A 24138-nucleotide genomic window follows, 5' to 3' on the forward strand; every position below is an offset into this window, starting at 1 on the left:
CCCTCCTTAGAAACGGGTGAATCCGTAATAATAAAAATACGATCCGGAACCCAAGAATAATATTACCTTAGAGAACAGCGGATCGCGTTTCCTCAGTATCCAGTCCAATCCGCCAAAAAGCAAACCGAAAACCGCCAAGGCAAAACCGAGCAAATAAAAATCCATGTACGCGTACCAGATCGCTAAGGCGGAGATAGCTCCTAAAGTATAGTCTTGGAAATCTCCCCAAAATCTTCTGCGGATCCTGGTCCATAAGGGCTCTTTTCTTTCTCGTCTAAAAATTCTTTCCCAGTAGGAAGGTCCTCTGTTGATCCCGAAAATATGATCGTATTTGGTGGAAACTTCCCAAGGCCTCGGCTCCCTTCTTTCGGGTCCGCCCAATGGCTCGGGAGAAACTCCATAGGCTCCCCCCAAAATTTGAAGAGCGTCCTTATCAGGAAGAGAAGATAAAAGATCTCTGAATGGAGAAAAGCGGGAATAAAGAGGATACGATCTTCCGGTAGTCAGATCGGTTTCTTTTAAGATCGCTCCATCTCTGATCGTAGCGACGTAGATCCTACCGTTCTCGCCTGCGACTTCCAAAGTAAGTCTGATCTTACGATCATGAAAATGAAAGTCCGCTTGTAAGACGTCTCCGTCCGGGGTCTTGGCTTGGTACGATTTAGTGTAACCTTTGGCGGGAGGAAACTCAGGTTTCCACCATCGTCTTAGAATGGAATAATCCTGGAAGGAGGCCATACAGCCAACCTATCGGACGTTTTTAAATTTTGCTTTAGATCTTGTGAGGGGAGGTTTTGCGAATTTCGAGGGGAGCCCCCGATCGTTAGGCGAAAAGACCGGGTTATCTTTCGATTTCCCGGTCTAACAGAATCCAAATAAATGGGATCTATTTGCCTTTCTTCTTATGACGATTCTGTCTTCTTTTTTTCTTCCTCTTATGAGTCGCGATCTTTCTTCGCTTTCTTTTTTTACCGGAAGGCATTCGGTTCTCCTGAGTCTGTTCCTAACTTGCCAGCAAATTATTCGGTGTACTTTTGTAAACCTTTATTTTTACGTATCTCGGCAACCATACTCTTGATATCTCCTACTCCTTCTTTAGAAGCGATAAAGAGCACATCTTCTTCTTCGACTACAACGATATCATTCACTCCAAGAAGTGCAGTGAACTCCTTTCGAGTCTGAGTGACGTTGTTTCCGGATTTATAAAATAGAATTTCTTTACCGATATGACGGTTACCTTGGTTATCTCCGGGAAGAACTCTTTCTAACGACAACCATGAACCCACATCATCCCAAGAGAAGCTTGCTTCTACCATTCGGATACGTGCACTCTTTTCCATAATGGCGATATCCACTGGCTCGGAAGGAAGAAGTTTAAACGCTTCTCCCAGATCTCCCATCTTCTTGAATGGAAATCTATCTTTCAAAGGTTTAAGTATCTTAGGGGAATAAGAAGAGAACTCTTCCAAGATCAAACTAGTTCTCCAGAGAAAGATTCCAGGATTCCAATAGAAGTTGGATTTCTTAATATACTTCATCGCAGTCTTTACATCCGGCTTCTCAAAGAAGGACTTCACTTCGAAACCTTTTTGAGTAGGTTTGCCCGCTGCGATATACCCATAACCAACTTCAGGGCGGTTCGGTTTGATCCCAAGAAGAACTAGATGTTCCTTGGTTTCGGTCAGAGCCTTTTGGATCGTCTTTGCGAATTCCTTATCGGAGTTCACCCAAGCGTCCGCGGATAAAACCACTTGCACTGGATCTCCGAATTTCTCTTGAAAATAAAGAGAAGCTAACGCGATGATGGGAGCTGTATTCTTTCCTTCCGGTTCAATGATGAAATTATTCTCAGGAAAATTCCTTTCCTGAGCGAGGATCGCTTTCTTTAGAGTAGCGTTGGTTCCGATAAAAACTCTATCAGGACTTGTGATTGTATATGCTCTGTTCAAGGTCTCTTTAAGAAGAGTGTTCTTGGAGTATACTTTCTGAAGTTGTTTAGGAGTGGAGACCCTGGATCTAGGCCAGAACCTTTCTCCCTTTCCTCCCGCCATAATCAGTACTACGGGTTTCTCTTGGCTCATGTATTATTCCACCTCTTTGGCTTTTGGGGCGGATTGTTTCTTTTTACTCAAAGTCTTAGGATCTCCGAAAATCGAATCGGAGGGAAGAAGGATTACCTCCGTTTTTTCTCCGATATTATCGTAGAGAAGAAACTCTTTCATATCCGGATTCTTCTTTAAAAAATCCTTATATTGTTCCCATTTCTTTCGAGAAACGGAGAGTTTCGCTTCTTCTTGTATCAAATGCAATTCCGCCCTCTTCAGGGCTTCTATTTTCTCTAGTTTTTTAGCTAGTATAAAATTAGGATTACGAAATATGTTCGCGATCAGTATCGGATCAGGAACATCCAGGCTAACGATGCGGACGGATTCGACTTGGAACCATCCAGTTTCCTTACTTAAGGCAGGGCCAAGATCCCGTCTCAAAAAAAGAGAGATGGCATCCTTGTTCAGATTTAGATTCTTATCGTCTTCGATCGCAGATCTAAGCTTAGAAAGAAAAAGTCCACTTACATATCTAGATTGGCCAGAACTGCTCCTTCCTCCAGAGAGAAAGAATTTCTTGGCCTCCTCTCCTTCCAAATGAAAGGAAAGGTCTATCTTGGCTCTGATCTTTCCCTCATCGGACTTATCTGGAAATAGTCCGGAAGAAAGATCATAGCCAAGTTCCAGATCCAGGGTCAGGGAGCTTAAGGGTTCTTTCGTTACCTTCTTTTCCCAAAACTGTAAGGCTCCGAGTTCATAGACGAAACCAGGTCCCCGTATAAAGGAGATTAGGCGATCATCTTTTCCCCAGACGACCAGAGCTTCTTTTTCATGTATTAGAAAAACGGGATAGGATATGATACCGATCCCGGCCAACAAACATAGAATGAAAAGAGCCCGGCCTACCTTTCGAAACATTTAGGCGGAAGGAGCTTCTTTGGCCGCTTCTTCTGTATAAAGTTTGATTACTTTGGAAGGAATGATCGTTGAGATCGCATGCTTATAAACAAGACTTTGTTTGTTTTCTTGCTCTAAGACGATTGTGAAATTATCAAAGCTGACTACTTTGCCCTTTAAAGGAACTCCGTTTAAAAGATAGATGGTCAATTCCAATTTTTCTTTTCTAGCCGTATTGAGTAGTTGGTCCTGTATATTATTTTTAGCAGACATAGACTTATCCGTTTTATATTTTTTTTATCTTATCGTACGCTTCTTTCGGATGAATCGGTTCCAAAAACTTCTGCTTTCGAAACCAAGTAATCTGACGTTTGGCGTAATTCCGATGGGATTGGCTTAGATTCCCAAAGAATGTCTCAAGATTGGACGTTCCTTTAATATTTTCAAGCGCGAAATTATAACCTAAAGACTGAAGCCCAGGACAATCTTCGCCATATTTCTCGGCAACCTTTTCGGCTTCCTTCGCCATTCCCGCCTCGATCATTTGCCTGGCTCTAGCGTCTATCCTGGAGTACAATTCCTTTCGATCCAGATCCAAGAAATAAGCTCCTTGGATTTTCAGATTCCTGGAAGAGATCACCCCTCCACCTTCTTCTAATTTCAATTCGGACCAGACAGTTCCCATTAGGTTTACTTCCAAGGCGCGTCCGTATCTGTAATTATCATTCGGAAAGATTTTTAACAATGCCTTTGGATCCAGGCGTTTCAATTCCTCGATCCTTTCTTCCATAGAAAGGGATTCTACCTTTTCCTTGATCTCTTGGCTGATAGAAGGCACCGGAAACATTCCGAATAGAAAGGCATTCAAATAGAACCCTGTGCCTGCGGTCAAAACCGGGATCTTTCCTCTGGAAAGAACTCCGTCCAAGGCTTCTTCGGCGAGTCGGGTGTACATTCCTGCATGCACCGATTCCGACGGAGAAAGCAAAGAGGTTAAATGATGTGGAATTTTTTGAACATCTTCAGCGTTTGGGGCTGCGGTCCCAATGCTGAGTTCTTTATAGATCTGGCGGGAATCGAAGGAAAGTATCTCAAAGCGAGAAGGATCCAGCTCTCTTACAAGAGCCGTTTTTCCGGCTCCGGTCGGAGCCGTAAGAATGAATATGGAATTTGGAGAAGGAATTATTCCTCCTCCTCTTCCTCTTCTTCCTCTTCTTCAAGAGGTTCTTCTACAATGCCTTCTTCATCTTCGAAGCCTGCTTCCGAATCGAAATCATTGGTTTCTTCTGGAAACTCTTCTTCTTCTACTTTCGGACGGGTCCTAGTTTTTACGACAGGACGCTTGTTTTGGTCTGCTCCGCATTTAGGGCAGATCTTTTCTTCCTTATTCAGGTCGTAGAATTTCGTTCCGCAAGTATGGCAGGTGAACTTCTTGCCTAACGGATTTAAGGAAGAAGATTTCGAGCCTGAAGATGCTTTTTTAGTACTCGCGGGCTTTGCCGAAGAGGTAACTTCCTTCTTCTTGGCCGCAGTTTTTTTCTTAGGAGTCGATTTTTTGGCCGAAGCGGAAGACTTCGGTGCAGCTTTTTTTTTGGCTGTTTTCTTAGCTGTTGCCATCGGAATTGACCATGCTGGAAGACACATATTCCGATTCAAGCAGGAATTCGCAAAATGAGAAAATCCTTCCTAAATTTTCGTATTTTGCAAATGAAACAATAAACAACGAGTATTTGGCGATTCTGTATGATCCATTTGAGCGTAAACGTAAACAAAGTAGCTACTTTAAGAAATTCCAGGGGCGGAAATCATCCGGATCTTTTGGCAATCTCAGAATTGATCCTAAAAGCGGGTGCCCACGGGATCACTGTGCATCCCAGAGAGGATGAAAGGCATATCAAGAAGCAGGACGTATTCGATCTAAAGGAATTTCTCCAAAAATACAATGAAAGAAACAAAACTCGCATAGAATACAATATGGAAGGAGAACCTTCTTCTAGATTCTTGGATTTAGTTTTAAAAACGAAGCCGGACCAAGCAACGTTAGTCCCCGTTACACCGGGAGAGATCACGTCCGATCACGGTTTTGATCTGAAGAAGGAAAAAAAAAGCTTAACTGAGTATATCCGAAAGATCAAAGACGCAGGAATTAGGGTCTCCATCTTCATGGAAACCGATCTAGACAACTTGAAACTGGTCAAATCAACCGGAACGGATCGAGTAGAATTTTATACCGGACCGTATGCGCAAGCGTTCGATGAATCTCCCGAAAAAGGAAAGGAGATCTTCGAGTCTTTTCGGCAGGCTGCGGAATTCTTAGAAAAGGAAAAGATAGGGATCAATGCCGGCCATGATCTGGACCAATTCAATCTGCCCTTGTTTTCGGATTTGCCCTGCTTGCAAGAAGTCTCTATCGGTCACAGACTCATGTCCTACGCGTTAGAAGTCGGGATCCAAAAATCCGTAGAAGTCTACTTACAAGCAATCTCGAAAAAAAGGTAAAAATTCAAAGATCTAATTTCTCTTTTCTTCGAGATTTAGGGCAACGAATTCAATTCTAAGGTTTCGCGAGCTGTGCGGAGCGAGAGTATCCTGCATCCAATTCTTTAGCGAGTTCTTTAAAGGCGGAATAATTCGAATCCTCTGATAAAAGTAGAAATGCTGCCTTTTTCAGATTGGATGCGAGAAGAGAGGACTGAGCATTTTCCTTGGCCATAGAATCCAGGCTTTCTTTGAACGAAAGCAGATGCCTTTTGGCAGAAACCTGATCTCGGGTGCCTAACGCTTTCTTCAGTTCCTTCCAAGATTGGGTAGCCTTGTTCGAAGAGACAAGATCCTTTGGTGTCCTACCAAATTCTCCGGAAAGATCCCAGACTTTTTTATAAGAATGATCCTTTTCCAAGGATTTATAATATTCTACAGAAGGTTTGATCGAATTCGATTTTGCTCTCGTAAGAAGAGAAGGATCCAGTCCGCATTCCGAAAAAATTCCCTTGCTCAAGGATTCCTTGGAAATACTTCCGAGATCTATCAATTTGGAAACGGAAGCATTTGCCTCTTCCTTCTTCCCTTTCTTACAAGAATCCAATGCTTCTCTGTACAATGCTTCTTCGGAATCGGCGAGACTCGCTTTCCCGGCCTCTAACTTTAAAGAAGCGGAGAAGGCTAGCTCTCCATACAGAGGATCCTTAGGATCGGAACTCTTTGCTTTAGAAGCGTATTCCCAAGCGGAGGCAGAGTCTCCTAATGAATCGTATAAAACGGATAAATTATAACAAGCGAGACCCCTATCTTTTCTCAGAGATCTACAGGTAGATTTTAAAAGTTGTAGGGAAGAATTTCTTTCCTCTTCCGAACCGTAAAAATCCAAGATGGCCTGTTCTTGGATGAGTTCGGAACCGAACCTTCCCCCTCCGGGAACCGAGACGGAAGTGCAATCCAAGGTTCCCACGATGGAAAAAATAATAAGAATAGAATACTTAAAAAACGAACCGGCTTTTGTCCCCAAGCCGACGTCGGACGCTAGTTTTCGGGGGAATAGATTGACAATGCTCGTTCCAAGTGGAAAATGATCGAAAATCAGCCGTGCACAAAGAGGAACCGATTTGAAAAGCATGAGATCTCTCTCTTTATCCTTTATCTCCGTTATTTTATGTACGAGCATCTTCTTCTGCCAGCCTTCTTCCGGAAACTCCAAGACTACGGCAGATTTCAATCTCAAAGATTTTGACAGCGTAGTCAAGACCGTTGAGGGAAATTACATAGATAAAAACATAGATAAAAACCGCGCCTATAAGGACGCGGCGGTCTTTGCTCTACTCTCTCTTCCTCACGGGCTCTATCTTTACCCGGAAAGTTATTTTAACGATCGGGAAAAATACGAAGAATCGGATGATATTTTTCCAGGAAAGACATTCAAGCTTTCTCCGGACGACAAATTCGTTCTATTCGATCCGGATTATAAGGAAGTCGAAAAGATCAGAGACAGAAAGTTAAAGGAAGAATCGAATAAACCTAAACTTTCCAACGAAGAAGTGCTCAAACTTGTAGAAAGAGAAAGAGTGAGAAAGAAAGTGCTCACTGCAAAATGGGAACAAACCAATTTTTCCAAGAAAGACTTCGATCGTATCCTTGCTTATATAGAAAAAAGTATCCAGAACTACAGCACTCCTCCCCTCAAAGATCCGTTTGGCGAAGAGGACAATAAGGAAAAAGAACCGTTCTCTATCAAGGATGTGTATCTTGCCGCTGCAAACGGGTATCTTTCCTCTTTAGATCCTCATAGCCAAGTCTTCTTAAAAGCTGCCTGGGAAGAATCCATGGCTAAAATAGAAGACGGAAGCTTTGAAGGAATAGGAGCCATCTTAAGCGGTGGCGGAAATAAAGAAGTCGTCGTAGAAAATCCTTTGGAAGGAAGACCTGCAGTCAATGCAGGTGTGCGCGCAGGAGATACGATCCTTGCTGTGGATGGAAAATCCGTAAAAGGAATGATCCTGGACAAGGTAGTAGAAAAGATCAAAGGAAAGAAAGGCTCCAAAGTAGTTCTTACTATTCGTAGAAAGGGAGTCTCCGGAACTCTTGCTATCGAAGTCATTCGCGATACGATTGAGATCAAGAATATCACAAGCAAGCTAATCGATAATCATCCGTACATCGGATATATCAAGCTGACAGGTTTCGTGAAATCCGATCCTCCAGTTGATAGAGAATTCGTGCAACATTTCAAGGAATTAGAAAAACAATCCGCAGCAAAAGGAAGCAAACTAAAAGCTCTCGTTTTGGATCTTAGAAATAACCCTGGAGGTTATCTGGATCTCGCGATCGATCTTGCGGATATGTTCGTTACGAACGGACTCATCGTTTCCGTAAAAAGCCCGAATAGAAGTCCTGAAGATTCCAATGCCGGCAAAAAAGATCTTACCGATCTTCCGGTTGCAGTTCTAATCAATGCTAAGTCTGCTTCCGCTTCCGAGATTGTTGCTTCTGCTTTGAAGCATCATGGTAGAGGATTAATCTTGGGAGAAAGATCCTTCGGAAAGGCGACCGTGCAGAAATTGCAGGAACTCCGAGGAAACAACGCGTATTATATTAAGTTAACTCAATCCAGATATTACTCTCCTTCCGGAAACACCATCCAAGTAGTCGGAGTAAAACCGGATGTGGATGTTTCTTCCGAAGAAGACGGCTCTTTTCCGTTTCATTATAGAGAAGAGAATATGTGGAATCACTTGCCGGAACTTCCTTCTGCTTCAGAAGAGAAAAGCCATTTCGACGTGAAGAAATTAGAATCTTGGGTCAAGACAAACGGTAAGGGAGAAAAGTTCATTCACGAACATAAGAATGATCCGATCAAACCTGACTTCCAGCTGATTCGTTCTATTGATTACGTAGAGGCGCTTTTAAACTCAAACGCAAAACGCAAGTAAGATCGTCGTAGCGGTTTCCTTTGAAGCCGCTTCTTTATTATCAAAATGCCAAGAATCAAAACCGATTTTTTAGTCATAGGAAGCGGTATTACCGGACTTTTCCAGGCCTTAAAACTTTCTACCGTCGGGGAGACGGTAATCGTCACTAAGAAATCAGACTACGAATCCAACACGAATTATGCCCAAGGCGGGATCGCCTCCGTATTCGCTCAGGGAGATAAATTCGAAGATCATATCAAGGACACTCTGGAATCCGGAGCAGGACTCTGTGATCCGGAAGCTGTTCAGATCCTGGTAGAAGAAGGTCCCGCTCTAGTGAAGGAGCTCTTGGAATTCGGAGTTCCCTTCAATATGGATCCTCAGGGAGGATTCGATCTACATAGAGAAGGTGGTCATGGCACAAATAGGATCGTGCATGCTCATGATCGCACTGGGCATGAGATAGAAAAGACCCTTCTACAAGTAGTAAAACAAAATCCGAATATTCGTATATTAGAATATCATACCGTAGTAGATCTAATCACTCCCCACCATTTAAAGAAGAAGGGACTGGTCTGCTTCGGCGCCTATGTTCTTTCTAATCATACCGGAGAAGTGATCCCTATTCTGGCAAAGAAGACGATTATTGCCAGCGGAGGATCCGGACAGGTATATTCCCATACCACGAATCCAAAGATTGCCACAGGAGATGGAGTCGCCTGTGCTTATAGGGCCGGGGCTGAGATTCGAAATATGGAATTCTACCAATTCCATCCTACTTCTCTTTATCATGAAAAGGGAGATTCCTTCCTGATCTCGGAAGCGGTACGAGGAAGTGGAGCGGTGCTACTCACCATGGACGGAGAACCGTTTATGAAAAAGTATCATCCTATGGGAGATCTCGCAACCAGAGATATAGTCGCTCGTGCAATCGACGCAGAGATGAAGAAGTCCGGACATCCGCATGTTTGGCTGGATATTTCACATAAGCCTGCAGCAGAGATTAAAGAAGCATTTCCTTCTATATATGCAAAATGCTTGGAGCTTGGAATAGATATCACTACGGATCCGATCCCGGTGGTACCTGCGGCCCATTTTATGTGTGGAGGGATTGCAACCGATCTATTCGGAAAGACAAGAATAGAGAATTTATTCGCTGCAGGAGAAGCTGCCTGCACAGGAGTGCATGGAGGCAATCGTTTAGCTTCCAATAGTCTTTTAGAATGCCTAGTCTTCTCCAATCGAATTGCAGAAGAGATCAAGGCTCATCCTCCCTCTTTTCTTCCGGAACATGAGCAGATTCCCTCCTGGGATAAAGAAGGCCTGGTCAATACGGAGGAATGGGTCCTCATATCTCACGATCTTTCCGAGATCAAGAACACAATGTCGAATTATGTGGGGATCGTTCGCTCCAATCTTCGTTTAGAAAGAGCAAAACGTAGAATGGATTTAATCTATGCAGAAGTACGGGATTACTACAATCGCACGATAGTCACAAATCCTCTATTAGAACTTCGTAATTTAGTTCTGGTAGCCGAACTGATCATTCGGTCCGCATTAGCAAGACAGGAAAGCAGAGGACTTCATTATTCTACGGATTATCCGGAGAATCGTTCTCCTTCTCGTCATGATACTATTTTGATCAACGATTTAGTTCATGGGGATCTGCAGGCTCCTTTATAAGGAGCAATCGATCTATCTTACGCAGCGAACAAAGTAACGAGTGATCTTGGTGAAATCCTCATCATCTCCGAAGTTGCTTAGAGAAAAGGAAACTGCACGAGCTGTCTTACCGCTTCCGTCCTGTTCATTCGCAGTAGAAGACCAATAGTAATCATCCATCGTGTTCGGAAATTTCAATAGCATGAAGTTACGACTGTTTGAGCTTAAATACTTCAACTCTATGAAGGTAGCGACTCTCCAGCCTCCCCCTGCTGTTCCATCTGCCGCACAAGAATCAAATGCTTCCGAGCTAGCACCACTTCCTGCAGTCAATGTCTGAGGAATACCCAACGTATTGCAAGATTCCAAGTTCACACTGCAGTATTGAAGTTGTTTTGCTCCATACGTGCCTGGGTTGATCACTGTTCCGGAAGAACCTTGGCAATCATACTGGCTTGCATTGCCACTGAAAGTTTGCCCTTGGGAGCAGGTCTTCCAGGTCAGACCGCTTATGCTGTCTGTCGTGCTTCCATCTCCGTTATTCGTGAAGTTCTCAAAGAACAAGGCTCCTGCGATCAGTTGATTATTATCTTCTGGAGCAAAACCGTAACGGTTATGATCTATCTTTTCCTCACAACCTACGAAGCCAAGGACTGCAACGGATAGAAAGGCGATTAATTTAACAAAATATAATACTCTCATTTTCCCTTTCCTTAGAACGCGTGGCTGAAGTTGACGAACAATTGCTCGTCCTCTCTGGACTTCGCATAGTCGATCATGATGATGGTTGCCTGGTTCCATGCGATCCTTAGTCCTAACCCTTTCGAATATTTATATCCTTGCAGTCCGACCTTATGCTCGTCGTCCCAAACTCTACCGAAGTCAAAGAAAGGAACTAAATTGAATGCGAAATGCTCTCCTCCGATCGAGGTTTGTGCGAATTTCCAACGGATCTCTAAGTTACCCCAGCCCATCATTCTACCAACGAATCGATCCTGCTTATAACCTCGTATAGTACGAAGACCTCCGAGTCCTCCGATCAAACCTTCTGTTCCCCACATGTTTCTATATTCGAAGAAGGGAACGTCACCATCGGATAATCCAGCTCCGAATCGAGAGGCGAGCACAAGCTTGTCGAATGTTTTCGGAAACGGACTCCAGAAGAATTTTCCTTGGGCAAAGTATTTCTGAAAGTTGAAGTCAGAACCAAAGCTCTTGCTATTCTTCTCGTACGTTGCCTCTAAGAAAACCCCGCTGTTTGGATCCGGTTCAAAGTCCCGAGTATCATATACAAGTCCCAAACGAAGTGAGTTTACATATCCTCCATGGTAACCTTTGATCTTACCCGCTTCTTCGTCTTGGGTCAAACGGGTTTTTCCATTCGGGACCTCTGCTCCATAACCCACTCCGTAGAGAGGATCATAACCCATGGCCTTTTTGCCATCGAAGGTAGTGATAATATTTTGAGAAACCTTCAAACCTGTTACCAAACGAACCGTTCCCCCAAAGAAGGACCTTTCCGTACTCAAATTGACCATTGGAGTTTGTATTTGATAACGGTTGTACATTTTATCCGTTACCACGAAGCCAGGTTGGCTCGGAACTCCGTAGTATGTATTTCCACCAAAGTTAACAGGATCCTGCGGCCCGCCCGGTCTATAATAACTCAGGTTCTTTGCTTGGTCATTGTACGTAGCATTCGTGTATTGCTGGCCACCAGCTTGGTTCCTGTCCGTATAATTCAGGGTCTTCATAGAATCCTGACCAATTCCAAAATACAGAGTGGTAGGAGTAATCGTTAAAAATGCATCTGCTCGCAAACGCCATTGAGTATCGCCTATAAAAGGCATGTCCAAACTTAACTGGTGATACTGAGCGTTCTTATTCGTGTTAAAATATTGAGCAAAGAATCGAGTTCTATACGGAGTATAATCGAAAAGAGGATCTACTTTCTTTCCATTATTGTAAGCATACACCCTAACTCCGTAACCAATCCCTTCATTCGGATCCGAATTCAAGAGAGGAAGACCTGTAGGATACCAACCTTCCTTCTTTATCGCCAAATCCTTGGAACAAAGTTGTTTCGTAATGTCCATCGGAAAAGGTAGATTCGTTCTTGGGGCAGGCTTAGCACAACCAGGCGTAGGAGGTCCTTCTTGGGCTTTCAGTTCGATTCCTGCTGTGGTAAAGCAAGCAGCTAATACTAACGAATGAAATCCTCTAATCCTCATGCGTCCTCCGACGTAAGATTTTAAGTTCGTTCGTTATCAGTTTAGCTTTCACTTATGTCAATTGAAAATTCCGAATTAAAAGTTGATGAGACCTGGGATGAAATGCTTTAGTTCCATGACAAAGCATTGAAATTTAACTTTTTGTAATGATTACAGATCCGTAAACCTGCGTTCACTCTGAAATATAAGTGAGTTATAAGTAAAAAAGAGATCACTTAACGCGAAATTTTCTAACAGAAAGAAGATCATTATAACATTCATCTTCTTTCTGTTAGTTTTCTTTAAAGCGTTATCGATCTATCTCACGCAGCGAACGAAGTAACGAGTGATCTTGGTGAAATCCTCATCATCTCCAAAGTTGCTTAGAGAAAAGGAAACCGCTCGAGCTGTCTTACCACTTCCGTCCTGCTCGTTGGCTGTAGAAGACCAATAGTAATCATCCATTGTATTCGGAAATTTCAGTAGCATGAAGTTACGGCTGTTTGAGCTTAGATACTTCAATTCTATGAAGGTAGCTACTCTCCAGCCTCCTCCCGCTGTTCCATCTGCTGCACAAGAATCAAATGCTTCGGAACTAGCACCACCCCCTGCAGTTAATGTCTGAGGAATACCTAAGGTATTGCAAGATTCTAAGTTCACACTACAGTATTGTAGTTGTTTCGCTCCATACGTGCCTGGATTGATCACTGTTCCGGAAGAACCTTGGCAATCATACTGGCTTGCATTGCCACTGAAAGTTTGACCTTGTGAGCAGGTCTTCCAGGTTAAGCCGCTTATGCTGTCTGTTGTACTTCCATCTCCATTATTCGTGAAGTTCTCGAAAAACAAGGCTCCTGCTATCAGTTGATTATTGTCTTCTGGAGCAAAACCATAACGGTTATGATCTATCTTTTCCTCACAACCTACGAAGCCAAGGACTGCAATGGATAGAAAGGCGATTAATTTAACAAAATATAATACTCTCATTTTCCCTTTCCTTAGAACGCGTGGTTAAAGTTGATGAACAGCTGCTTATCCTCTCTGGAAACAGCATAATCCAAAATGATCAGAGTAGTTTGGTTCCAAGCGATACGCAAACCTGCTCCCTTAGAGTATTTATATCCTTTTAATCCGACCTTATGCTCATCATCCCAAACCCTACCGAAGTCAAAGAATGGAACTAAATTCAGAGCGAAGTGCTGACCTAAAACGGTGAACTGAGCGAATCGCCATCTCACCTCGATATTACCCCAGCCCATAGAGCGACCAACAAAACGATCTTGTTTATAACCTCTTAATGTTGTTCTTCCTCCCAAACCGGAGATCACACCTTCTGTTCCCCACATGTTTCTATATTCGAAGAAAGGAGCATCTCCATCTGTTAAAGAGAAACCTCCGCGACCTGCGAGAACTAACTTATCAAATACTTTCGGAAACGGACTCCAGAAGAATTTTCCTTGGGCAAAATACTTAGAATAATCGTAATTCGATCCGAAGGTCTTAGCCGATTTTTCGTATGTTGCCTCTAAGAAAACCCCTTGGTTCGGGTCAGGCTCGAGATCTCGGGTATCATATACGAGTCCCAAGCGGAGAGTGTTCACTGCACCTCCATGGTATCCGAGAATCTTTCCTGCGTTTTGGTCTTCAGTAAGTTTGGTAGTACCGTTAAACGCTGTTCCACTGGAGTTCACAGGAAGTCCTCCTAAAAGAGGATCCGTTCCTGTGGTCTGAGTTCCGTCAAAGGTCCGGATGATGTTTTGAGAAACCCTCATCCCTGCTACCAAACGAACAGTTCCACCTACATACGCTCTTTCTCCACTTAAGTTAGCAGTAGGAGAAATGATATTATAACGATTGTATAATGCGTTTGTGGTGTTGAATCCTGGTTGAGCTTGGAGCCCACTATAGACTCCTCCCCCTAAGGCGACCGGATCCCCAGGTCCCCCAGGTCTAGTATACGCTAAGTTCTTTTGCTGATCCGCAAAAGTTGCGTTAGTGTAAACCTGACCGCCATTCTGATCCCTGTTCTGATAGCTCAGAGTATGGAGAGAAGACTCCCCGATTCCGAAGAACAATGTGTTCGGGTTTGCGTCATACACGCCTTCCCCGCGCAAACGCCACTGAGTTCCGAAAACATACGGAGCATCGAAGGCGATATCCTGGTACTGACGATGCTTAGTCGTATTGAAATACTGAGCATAGATCCTGAATTTGTACGGAGTATATTCGAAAAACGGATCATCTTTGGTTCCGTTATTATAAGCGAATACGCGAACACCGTAACCTACCCCGGTATTCGGGTCCGAGTTCAAAAGAGGAAGTCCAGTTGGGAACCAACCTTCTTTCTTCTTATCTAAATCTTTCTTACATAATTGTCTTTTTGGGCTGACGTAAAACGGAAGATCTTTTCTTTCTGGAGGCTTCTCACAACCAGCGAGCACATCTTGTGCAGACGCTTCTTGTAAAGAAATTATGGCCAATATAGCGATGACCCCTATGCTATGGAGGATATGCTTCATGCAAAAACCTGAATTTTTTATGGAATTCGCAAGTTATATTAGCATAAGAACCACTGTCAAATTTATTCCTAAGACTGATTCTCATCGGATGAACTCTATCTTGGATCTTTAAACAATATTCTAAAATTCACCGATCAATCGTTCGAAATAAAAAAGTAATTTTTCACCGGAATGAAATCTTTTCGGTGAGCTCTGTCTTTCTTCCTTGGAGGAAGACTTTGTTTGATGAAAAGAATATTAAGAAAGTAGAACCAAGAGCTGGTCTTGCGACACTATATCTCCCGGTTGGGAATGCACTTCTTTTACATTCGCGTCTAATCCGGCCTTTAAGGCATGCTCCATCTTCATCGCTTCTACGACTGCGAGAGTTTGGCCCTTCTTAACCGGATCACCCGGCTTTACTTCCATTTTGATGATCTTGCCAGGCATAGGACTCTTGATCTCGAACTGTGCAGTTTCGGAATTAGAAGACTCTTTTCCTTTGATGGAAAATTGAAACGTCTTTCCTTTGGTATGAATATATAATTTACCACTTTTTAATAGAGCAACAGAGCCGTCCGGTAAGGAATAAGATCCGTCTTCTTCTCTCGTCCAGGAATAATGAGTGAGTAAGGATTCCCATCCGTTCTCAGGATCCTGCAATCTAGAAGAAGTTTCTCCCAGATCCAAAACGTATTCCTTTTCTTTCCAGCGAAGTCTGAATGTACGATTCAAAGAATTTCTCCCCAAAGTCCTTTCGGACCAACCGCTTCCCAAACGGAAGAAGACTTAACAGTTCTTGAAACTAAAAAGGAAGCAGTCTTTGCGAGTGCCTCTTTCTCTTCTCCGGCTTCTTCCCATTCTATCTTGTGCTTTTCCAGGAAATGAGTGTTTGTATGTCCGGATGCAAATTCAGAATGTTCTAATATTCCCTTTAAATAATTTACGTTAGTGATCGGACCAAAGACTACAGTCTGTTCCAGTCCTGCGATCAGGTTCTTTCTTGCCTCTTCTCTATTTTTTCCGTATCCGATTAGCTTTGCAAGCATCGGATCGTAATATAGAGATACTTCAGAACCGGTGACCACTCCAGAATCCACTCTTAGATTTTGGAGATCCGGGAATTTAGCGAGTTCTATCCTTCCGATAGAAGGTAAAAATTCATTTTCAGGATCCTCTGCATACAGACGGACTTCGATCGCATGTCCCGTTTGTCCAAGTGACTTTCCACCCATAAGACTCGTAAGAGTTTTTCCTTCTGCGATCCGGACCTGCCATTCTACCAAATCGAATCCAGTCACGGCTTCTGTCACAGGATGTTCTACCTGCAACCTTGTATTCATTTCCAAGAAGTAGAAATTCCCATCTTCTCCTAAAATGAATTCTACCGTTCCGGCTCCCAGATATCCGATGGAACTTGCAGCTTGCACTGCCACCTCACAGATCTTCTGTTTGATTTTTGGATCCAAATTTGGAGCAGGAGATTCTTCTACTACCTTTTGGTGTCTTCTCTGGATGGAACATTCTCTCTCAAAAAGATGGATCACATTTCCGGAAGAATCACCGAAGACCTGCACTTCTATATGTCTAGGATTTATAATATACTTTTCTAAGAAGACTCGCGCGTCCCCGAAAGCATTTCCTGCTTCTCTCTGCGCAGATTCTAAGGAAGGAAGGAACTCCTCTTTGGAGAAGACCCTTTTCATTCCTTTTCCCCCTCCGCCGGCACTCGCCTTGATCATCACAGGAAAACCGATCCTCTCCGCTTCCTTTAATAGCACGGAAGGTTCTTGAGAATCTCCTTCGTATCCTGGAACAACAGGTACTCCTGCTTTTTCCATCGCGGCTCTGGAACGGATCTTGTCTCCCATGAGATCTACTGTTTCCGGTCTTGGTCCGAGGAATGCGATCTTCGCTTGGGACAATGCTTTTGCAAATTCGGTTTTCTCGGAAAGAAATCCATACCCAGGATGTACTGCGTCCGCTCCAGTGGCTTGGATCGCTTTTAATATATTAGGAATAGCTAAATAAGATTTGGAGGGTTCCGATCCTCCTATATGATAGGACTCGTCAGCATTCTTTACGAAAGGTGCGTCCTTGTCTGCGTCCGAATAAACGGCAACAGTCTTGATTCCTAACCTCTTGCAGGTTCTTTGGATGCGAAGAGAGATCTCTCCCCGATTTGCTATGAGTAATTTCTGGATCACTTTGGACCGACTGTAGTAGTTTCTCTAACGGTTCCGATCTCTGCGTCCAGATCTATTTTGGCCTGGCTCATTGTCTTGTAGAGAAAGTCCCTGAACGCCTCCCAAGTCCCATAGGTCCATGGCTCGTATCTACCGATGAATTTATAACCAACCTTTGTATGCATCGGTTCTGTCTGGTAACGAGTGATTCCGGATTTTAAGATCACAACTACCGGAATCTTGTTCTCGAATGCAAGTTTGATCATTCCTTTTTGCATAGGTTGAATGATCTCAGAATAAGAATTATGACCTTCCGGATACACGATATAAGAATTAGTGGATAATCCTTTAATCACATTTCGAACGGAGACTGCAATAGTGGTCGCCTTAGATGTTTCGAACACCTGAGATCCCATTGCTTTCATCCACCAATACGCGATTAAGGTCTTCTTAATGACTTGGTTTGCAAGATAGGGTCTATTCACGACCAGACAATCGTAAGGGAAATCGATCTCATTCACATGGTTCAAGAAGATCAAATGTCCTGTTTCTGGGACTTGGATCTCATTCTTGATGATGAGTTCCGTCTTTGTCATTTTGATCACGGCGCGTCCCCAAGTTTTAGAACCTTTTAAGAAGGCTTTGTATTGCTTTTCCCTCTTTCCTAGAATCGCGTAGAAGATCCCGGCAACCATATTAGGAAAGGCCACCGTAAGGACCAATCTCAATGTTACAACATAGGTGCGTAATACTAGGTTACGATACTTCTTGGAAAACCTGCCCAATCGGCTTTCCATAAACTTGAGTGGATTCATGCTTACTATGCTTTACGAATCCCGTAGGCAGGGAAAGCAAATTCTTGAGAGATGAATAGGAAGGAAGAGACTATAACTTACGACGTTCGCTTGCAAGTTTTGAGAAGAAATAAGAACGCCGGTGAAACACCGGCGTCTTGAAAATCTGTTTTATTTGTTGCTAGGTTGCTGCGCGTTTTGCTTCGCTTTCTTACTGCCTGGAGGGACTTTATCTCCCAGAAGTTTTTTACGAGTGTCTGCATCCCAACGAAGATAGAGTTTGTTATCGACCTCGTCGTCATAAACTCTTCCGAGGATATCCACTGCGTCTCTGCGATAATCATCCGGAATTCTCTTATCGAATATCGGACTCATCTTAGCATCCGCTCTTACCAAAGGGTTCGTAGAGAAATCGTAAGTGACTCCTTCTATAGAAACTACTTCTCCAGGAGTGATCTCTCCCAATTCGTTTCTCACCTCTTCGGTCTTAGCATCGGATCTTTGCAGATAGTAATTATCATAAGGATACTTCAGCTTGAAGATGTTCATTGCGTTGGATCTTGCATCCCTGCAAAGATTGATCGCTCCCAAATACATTTCGATGCGATGCTTTCTATGCTCAGGTTGAAGCTTCTGGTGTTTTTCCAAATGCTTTTCGATCTTGAGTGCGTTATTTCTAGCTTCCTTAGCTTCTCCTAAGAACTGATATCCTAGTTCCATATTCTTTTCGATGGTGTACTTATTCACCACGTAATGGAATTCTCTAGGATTGTACATCCTACGAGTGAATGGAGCCTCACGATTTTCTTTGATATCCGCACGAATATAACTAGTCTTTCCGTATTCGACAGAGATATCCACGAGCGCCTTGTCCATAGGGCTATTCGGATTCTTCTTCTCGATTGCGGTCTTTAAGATTTCTTCAGTACGCTCGACGTAAGCTTGGGACATTTCTTCCAGAAGAAGTTCCATTCCCAACTGAGCCTCTAAGAATCTGCGATAGGAATTCACATGATTCCCTTCGAAGAAGTACAATAATCCTTCTTGGTAGAGTCTTTTTAGCTCCTTATATTTTATGAGTCTATCCCCATCTCCCTGTGCTTGGTTCTGGGCCCCACCTCCGGCTTGTTTTACATCGCCGGGATAATTTTTTACGATAGGCTCTATCGATCTCAAATAGGTTAATAACTCTATCCGCTTCTTATACGATTTCATAGACACGGCTTCGCCGTGTAATAGAGCGGGTGCGACTAACATCGCAATCATGAAAACGAGAAGTTTCTTCATTGGCGGACCTTTTCCTTAGCTTCTCCGTGCGGAGATCGGGTTCAACCCGAAAATCGTGCTTTTCTTCTTAGTCTATCGGTTAGAATACGGTGAGAATTGACGCTTCCGGATGCATTTTTCCGGAATTTCTTCCTATGACAGCAACTGCATTAGCCCAAGGCAAAAAAATCTCCTTCCGAAACAAAGAAGATACCGTTTGTCCAATCTGCAACGAAGTGCACCAAAGGGAGAGCATGTTCCAGGGCGGGGGAAGGCTGATCGCAGGCAAGCTCACCCAGGAATTACGTCGCCTTTACGAGAAAAACAAGAAATTCGGACGGGTTTCGCCGAACGATTACGTTCTGAATGTTTGCCCTCGTTGTCTTTATACCAGTTTTCCTAAGGACTGGAGCAGCATGGATGCGGATGAACTCGCAAAACTCCGAGAGTCCGCAGAGGTCCGTCGCAAGAATATAGAGCTCATCATGGGACCGGTCGACTTCTACCAAGAAAGAAACCTGATCCTCGGAGCCGCTTCCTATCTTTTAGCCATTGAATGTTACCAAAGCCGCAAGGTCACTGTGGCCCCTACTCCTAAAAAGGCAGTCTGTGCAGTGCGTGGCGCCTGGTACTTCGATGATGTGAATACCGAATTTCCGGGCATGGGTTACGATAAGGTACGGGATCTTCTCTACCAAAAATCGGCAGGCTGGTACACGGATACAATGGAAATCATGCAGTCCGGATCCGAACCAGTGGATGCAGCTTCTTATCTATTGGGTCCTGATACGGACAAGAACTGGGGATTTGACGGAGTCATTTATCTTTCCGCTTATCTTACTATGAAGTTCAAGGAAGAATTGTCCACAGACCAAGCTTCTAAATTGAATCTTCTCATTCGAGCAAAACGAACTCTTTCCAGATTGTATGGATCAGGAAAGGCTTCCAAGTCCAAACCTTCCGTCATTATCGATATGGCCAAAGAACTCTACGATGAATATAATAAGATCATCGAAGAGATGGGCGGAGAAAAATAAGCATTCGCTTTTTTGAATATTCTTCCGTTTGTGCCTTCTTTATTTGGAATCTCTAATACGAAATCGTTCCCTGCCCTATGACGGAAGATCCTAGAAATTACGCCTTACTCATCGAGTTCGACGGCGGCTGTTTCTTCGGCTACCAAAGCCAAAAACAGTCTCCGACCGTTCAGGAAGAAATCGAAAAGGCACTCTTAGTTCTTCTTAAAAAATCTGTTCGCATCTGGGGAGCAGGAAGAACGGACACAGGAGTTCATGCTCGGGGAATGATCGTGAACTTTAAAACGGATTTTCCAATCGAGAATCTCTCCAAGTTCCTTCTAGGAATGAACGCACTCACCGACCGGGGTCTGTCCATCTTAGGAATCACTGAAGTTCCTTTCGAATTCAACTCCCAATTCTCCTGCAGCGCAAGGGAATATGAGTACCTACTTATTAACGCAAGGTTCCCACGTCCTATCTGGAAAAACCGCGCTTTTTGGTACCAACATCGGATTGACGTTTCTCGCTTAAGGGAAGAACTGGAACTACTAAAGGGAGAACACGACTTCAGAAGCCTCGCAAAAGCGACTTCTATGCGGAACCGTAGGACAACTACCAGGGTCATTTACGATGCAAGCGTGATCGAAAGCCAAGAGGAACCTGGGCTTCTTAGGTTGAGGATCAAGGCCAACGGTTTTCTACATAATATGGTCCGCATTTTGACCGGGACCCTTTTTGAAATTGCCATTGAGAAGCGCAAAGAGACGAATATATTGAAAATACTTTCCTCCAAAGACAGAACAATCGCCGGTATCACTCTGCCTCCTTATGGATTGTATTTCTTACGAGCCTATTACGATTCCTATCCTCAAATCGATCGTCTCTATAAGGAAAGGAACGAATTCGAGGGAGTACCTCGATGAAACGTTTCCTTCCCCTCACCTTCTTATTTTTGCCTTGGACGGCTATCTTCTCAGTTCCTACGGAATTGGATCAGAAAACCGTAAAGTATCTGGGAGGCAATAAGATAGATGGACCCATGGATTACTTGAAGATGGGAAATAGCTTCAAGAACGGTGAACTAATTGTCCTAGCACAGGGCGGTGGAGGTGGAGGAAATCTGCCTTCTTCCGGTCTATCTCGTACTGAGAAAAAAGAAAAAACGGATGATGAGGACGAAGAAGCCCTCGAAGAGGAATCCGCTCCTACTTTCTACGATAACCGAAAACCGGAACTTGGTTTTTGGATCGGTGCCTCGAATCCATTTCCGGGTTCCGCTGCCCAAGAAGTCTTGAATACAACTTTGGGCGGAGGATTATTCTTTCGAGTTCCTTGGCCTTGGCTCTTCTATCTTGAGTTCGGTTCTTCTTATTCTAATTATCTTTCTAGATCAGAGAGAGCACTTACCACAATTCCAGTTTACGGTGCTCTCGTTTACAAGATCCCGATCGAACTTCCGATCTCGTTCATGGCCAAGGCGGGAATGGGAGAAGCATACGTTGTGGCAAGACCTGCCAATACGTCTCGTTGGGACCACATGATGTATGCTGGCTTTGAGGCGAGTTTTATTGCCGGAAAGAAAATTCGAATTGGTGTCCGAGTAGACTATAATAAAATTTATGAATCCGACTTGAATGCTCCTGCAGGTACCAAGTATCCTTATGTGGGTCCAACCGTAGAATCCAGGTTAAACGATCCTTATTATTATAAAACGGTAAATACTGAGTTCTTTCATTTTGGTTTGATGGTGAGTGTATTCTTATGAAGCAAAAGAGTCTGAAACTTCTATTCTTGTATCTCCTCACTATCGCTTACGGGGCGAATTGCAAAGTAGGCCATTGGATGGGAAATGCCACCAGCGATCCTGTGGTCAGTACCTTATTCAATACAAGAATGCTTTTACTGATGAAAGGAACTTATGCTACGGATAATCCTTTGGATTTCACGGAGTATAATAATGGGACAGGTACTTTTTATAAGGATCCTTCCGGAGATCCAGCGTTCAATTTGGCTGGTCTTCCAAAGGCGTATAACTTACCTATCTATATCGATATAGGTGAGGTGCGTATCTCCTCCAAACTACAAGAAGGAGTGGGAGGCCTCTCTCAGATCCGAACTGCTGCACAAGCAAAGGCATTCTGGAATTATATCGCACCCAACCGAGAGGTGTTCTGTACTCAGCCTTATACATTGAACTCCAATACCTGTAGCCAGCAGAATGGGATCTATAAAATGATCCAATTCCTAAATGGAGAAGGAGCCGAGTATCCTTCTAACGATCCGACTGCAGGAACAAGCGACGGGCAGCCGAGCCAGTATTATTATACAGGAACATATATCCGAAATCTAGTCACTGTTTGGGGAAATTCTCCAGGGGTGACTCTTTCCACTGTAACCTTCTTCGATAACTATGGGATCAACGGATTCAATATTGTGCCTAGATTAGCGTATCCTGCTGGCACAGTAGATAAGTCCACCTATCCTTTGATCTTTCCTCTTTTGTATTCCATGCAAACTGGAGAGGCAGATATGGATTTCAAGCCTGGATATGAGCCTTATATCTTCGAAGTAAGAATGAACCTTAAGGAAAACTTAATGATCCATTCCATCGCTGCAACGGATGGATCGAATGCTGCAACTCTAATCTCCATCAGCGACTGGCATACGAATCACGCAGGCCAATCCGATATAGGAGGAGGACTTTTATCTAGATCCAGAACAATTTATCCGAGCAGCGCCTCTTCTTTGGAAGTCACGAACGGAACAGGAAGTTTAACTCATTATCTTGCGATCTATCGAGCTGCGGAACCTCATGCAGATCTTCTCAAAAAACTTCCTTTGATCGCTTCTCCTGCGAGGAACGGAGTGGTTAAATTCAAATATATCAATCCAGGATTGCATACAATGTATTGCTTGGCGGATACAGCCTATGTGGACGGATTTCCGGACACTATCGTCGGAACTCCCCTCACATTCTCTGCTCCGGAAAACGGAAATATGGGAACGATTTCTCTTACTTATTCCTGCCCTTGATATCCGATTGAATGATTTCTTTATAAAAAAGGCCGAGTTTCATACTCGGCCTTTTTGTTTTACATTCTGCTTTTTGAATATTAGGCTTTCATTTTCCTAATATTTCTTCTTGGCGTCCCATGAGTCGAACGGACAGTCTAGGTCCGATCTCTTGGACGATACGAGAAGCAACGTAATTTCCCCATTTAGCGGATCTTTCAGCAGTGAATCCGTGAGTGAGACCATACAATACTCCGGCTGCAAAGCAATCCCCTGCACCGGTAGTATCCAATAACTTCTCTACGGAAAAACCGCTTACATGTTTGATTTCCCCTTTTTCAACGGCAAAGGCGCCATTGGATCCGTCGGTCATCATCACATGATTGCAAAGAGAGGACACAAATTTCAAAGCGTCTTCTTTGGAAGAAGTTCCTGCAAGGGCTTTCGCCTCTTCTGCATTACAAAAAACTAAATCGCAATATTCTTTCGTTAATCGAATGAAATCTTCTCTCGAACGATTCACACAGAAAGGATCGCTATAAGTGAAAGCTACTTTGACTCCGGCCTTTTTGGATTCTTCCATAGTAAGAACGCATGCTTCTTTGGTAGAAGGTCCGTCCCAAAGATATCCTTCTACATAACTATAAGAAGAAGCCTTTAATTTCTCAAGATCCAAGTCATGTTTAGTCAGAGTAGTAGAAATCCCTAAGTGAGTGAGCATGGTTCTCTCAGCGTCTGGAGTAGTGAGAACGACACAAGTCCCTGTATGTCCGTCGTTGGAAGGTTTTACTTCGAAGAGGATTCCTGCCTTCTCCATGTCTTGCTTATAGAATTCTCCATAAGTATCCTCGGTGACTTTTCCGGTATACGTTCCAGTCCCGCCCGAATTCGCAAGAGCGATCATTGTATTCGCAGCACTTCCTCCGGATCTAAGTTCCTTCTTATGACTGTCCAGAGCGGTTAATACTTTTCCTTGTGCCTCCGCATCTACCAGGGTCATCACACCCTTGGTCCAGCCCAACTTAGTTAAGAAAGCTTCTTCTGTCGGGACCAATATGTCCACAAGCGCGTTCCCGATCCCGAATACATCGTAATGTTTCATTTTTTCTCCGTAATTTTCTATTAGGATTTTTTAATATTTAAATCT

Annotated in this window: 23 protein-coding genes; 7 read left to right on the forward strand and 16 right to left on the reverse strand. The window is 43.6% G+C overall.

Annotated elements, in window-relative coordinates:
• Positions 1-6 precede the first annotated feature (6 nt).
• From EHO59_RS17610 to EHO59_RS17635, 6 genes are all read right to left on the reverse strand, one after another.
• Positions 7-738, reverse strand: a complete 732-nt coding sequence (locus EHO59_RS17610; RefSeq protein WP_135589745.1) for a hypothetical protein — start codon at positions 736-738, stop codon at positions 7-9.
• A gap of 281 nt (positions 739-1019) precedes the next feature.
• Complete coding sequence (locus tag EHO59_RS17615) at positions 1020-2081, reverse strand: mannose-1-phosphate guanylyltransferase (protein ID WP_135589746.1); 1062 nt, start codon at positions 2079-2081, stop codon at positions 1020-1022.
• 3 nt (positions 2082-2084) lie between these two features.
• Positions 2085-2963: a hypothetical protein gene (locus EHO59_RS17620; RefSeq protein WP_135589747.1), complete on the reverse strand. Its 879-nt coding sequence runs from the start codon at positions 2961-2963 to the stop codon at positions 2085-2087.
• Positions 2964-3215 (reverse strand): RNA chaperone Hfq, encoded by a 252-nt coding sequence (gene hfq / locus EHO59_RS17625; protein WP_008592014.1) that lies wholly within the window; start codon positions 3213-3215, stop codon positions 2964-2966. It lies immediately after the preceding gene.
• 13 nt (positions 3216-3228) lie between these two features.
• Positions 3229-4107 carry a tRNA (adenosine(37)-N6)-dimethylallyltransferase MiaA gene (miaA, locus tag EHO59_RS17630; protein WP_167882144.1) on the reverse strand — a complete coding sequence of 293 codons (879 nt, stop codon included), beginning with the start codon at positions 4105-4107 and terminating at the stop codon, positions 3229-3231.
• A 17-nt stretch (positions 4108-4124) separates the two neighbouring features.
• Entirely contained in the window at positions 4125-4559 is a 435-nt protein-coding gene (locus EHO59_RS17635) for a TIGR02300 family protein (RefSeq protein ID WP_135589749.1), read from the reverse strand.
• Positions 4560-4685: 126 nt separating this feature from the next.
• On the opposite strand from EHO59_RS17635, the gene EHO59_RS17640 reads away from it, so the two are divergent.
• On the forward strand, positions 4686-5441 hold the full coding sequence (locus EHO59_RS17640) for a pyridoxine 5'-phosphate synthase (protein WP_135589750.1): 756 nt from the start codon (positions 4686-4688) through the stop codon (positions 5439-5441).
• 55 nt (positions 5442-5496) lie between these two features.
• Here EHO59_RS17640 and EHO59_RS17645 read toward each other — a convergent pair whose 3' ends face one another.
• Positions 5497-6447, reverse strand: coding sequence for a hypothetical protein (locus tag EHO59_RS17645; protein WP_246053035.1), 951 nt, complete (start codon positions 6445-6447; stop codon positions 5497-5499).
• Positions 6448-6553: 106 nt separating this feature from the next.
• On the opposite strand from EHO59_RS17645, the gene EHO59_RS17650 reads away from it, so the two are divergent.
• Both EHO59_RS17650 and nadB read left to right on the forward strand, forming a co-directional pair.
• The gene (locus tag EHO59_RS17650; protein WP_210413098.1) at positions 6554-8365 is read left to right on the forward strand and encodes a S41 family peptidase; all 1812 of its coding nucleotides are present in this window, start codon (positions 6554-6556) and stop codon (positions 8363-8365) included.
• Positions 8366-8410: 45 nt separating this feature from the next.
• Complete coding sequence (gene nadB, locus EHO59_RS17655; protein ID WP_135589752.1) at positions 8411-10027, forward strand: L-aspartate oxidase; 1617 nt, start codon at positions 8411-8413, stop codon at positions 10025-10027.
• A 12-nt stretch (positions 10028-10039) separates the two neighbouring features.
• Here nadB and lsa25 (EHO59_RS17660) read toward each other — a convergent pair whose 3' ends face one another.
• The 8 genes from lsa25 (EHO59_RS17660) to EHO59_RS17695 form a co-directional block, all read right to left on the reverse strand.
• Entirely contained in the window at positions 10040-10708 is a 669-nt protein-coding gene (gene lsa25, locus EHO59_RS17660; RefSeq protein ID WP_135589753.1) for a surface adhesin Lsa25, read from the reverse strand.
• An 11-nt stretch (positions 10709-10719) separates the two neighbouring features.
• A complete protein-coding gene (omp85, locus tag EHO59_RS17665; RefSeq protein ID WP_135589754.1) occupies positions 10720-12237 on the reverse strand; it encodes an Omp85 family outer membrane protein in 1518 nt (505 codons plus the stop codon).
• Positions 12238-12534: 297 nt separating this feature from the next.
• The gene (lsa25, locus tag EHO59_RS17670; protein WP_135589755.1) at positions 12535-13203 is read right to left on the reverse strand and encodes a surface adhesin Lsa25; all 669 of its coding nucleotides are present in this window, start codon (positions 13201-13203) and stop codon (positions 12535-12537) included.
• 11 nt (positions 13204-13214) lie between these two features.
• Entirely contained in the window at positions 13215-14735 is a 1521-nt protein-coding gene (gene omp85, locus EHO59_RS17675; protein ID WP_135589756.1) for an Omp85 family outer membrane protein, read from the reverse strand.
• Between the two features lie 237 nt (positions 14736-14972).
• Complete coding sequence (locus tag EHO59_RS17680) at positions 14973-15449, reverse strand: acyl-CoA carboxylase biotin carboxyl carrier protein subunit (RefSeq protein WP_135589757.1); 477 nt, start codon at positions 15447-15449, stop codon at positions 14973-14975.
• Positions 15446-16921, reverse strand: coding sequence for an acetyl-CoA carboxylase biotin carboxylase subunit (locus EHO59_RS17685; RefSeq protein ID WP_135589758.1), 1476 nt, complete (start codon positions 16919-16921; stop codon positions 15446-15448). Before EHO59_RS17685 ends, EHO59_RS17680 begins: the two co-directional genes overlap by 4 nt.
• Positions 16918-17715, reverse strand: coding sequence for a lysophospholipid acyltransferase family protein (locus EHO59_RS17690; protein ID WP_135589759.1), 798 nt, complete (start codon positions 17713-17715; stop codon positions 16918-16920). The genes EHO59_RS17685 and EHO59_RS17690 overlap by 4 nt, the downstream gene beginning before the upstream one ends.
• 150 nt (positions 17716-17865) lie before the next feature.
• Positions 17866-18981 (reverse strand): LIC11274 family protein, encoded by a 1116-nt coding sequence (locus tag EHO59_RS17695; protein WP_135589760.1) that lies wholly within the window; start codon positions 18979-18981, stop codon positions 17866-17868.
• A 134-nt stretch (positions 18982-19115) separates the two neighbouring features.
• Between EHO59_RS17695 and EHO59_RS17700 the strand changes: the two genes are divergently transcribed.
• The 4 genes from EHO59_RS17700 to EHO59_RS17715 all read left to right on the forward strand — a co-directional run bounded on the left by EHO59_RS17700 (position 19116) and on the right by EHO59_RS17715 (position 23012).
• Positions 19116-19997 (forward strand): DUF2225 domain-containing protein, encoded by an 882-nt coding sequence (locus EHO59_RS17700; RefSeq protein WP_135589761.1) that lies wholly within the window; start codon positions 19116-19118, stop codon positions 19995-19997.
• A gap of 77 nt (positions 19998-20074) precedes the next feature.
• Entirely contained in the window at positions 20075-20902 is an 828-nt protein-coding gene (truA, locus tag EHO59_RS17705; RefSeq protein WP_135589762.1) for a tRNA pseudouridine(38-40) synthase TruA, read from the forward strand.
• The gene (locus EHO59_RS17710; protein ID WP_135589763.1) at positions 20899-21744 is read left to right on the forward strand and encodes a hypothetical protein; all 846 of its coding nucleotides are present in this window, start codon (positions 20899-20901) and stop codon (positions 21742-21744) included. Before truA ends, EHO59_RS17710 begins: the two co-directional genes overlap by 4 nt.
• On the forward strand, positions 21741-23012 hold the full coding sequence (locus tag EHO59_RS17715) for an LIC11270 family surface protein (protein WP_135589764.1): 1272 nt from the start codon (positions 21741-21743) through the stop codon (positions 23010-23012). The genes EHO59_RS17710 and EHO59_RS17715 overlap by 4 nt, the downstream gene beginning before the upstream one ends.
• Before the next feature lie 88 nt (positions 23013-23100).
• Here the strand turns inward: EHO59_RS17715 and EHO59_RS17720 are convergent, their stop codons facing one another.
• Positions 23101-24093: an adenosine kinase gene (locus tag EHO59_RS17720; protein WP_135589765.1), complete on the reverse strand. Its 993-nt coding sequence runs from the start codon at positions 24091-24093 to the stop codon at positions 23101-23103.
• Positions 24094-24138: the final 45 nt, after the last annotated feature.

The sequence above is a fragment of the Leptospira semungkisensis genome (genome assembly GCF_004770055.1).
Lineage (GTDB): Bacteria > Spirochaetota > Leptospiria > Leptospirales > Leptospiraceae > Leptospira_B > Leptospira_B semungkisensis.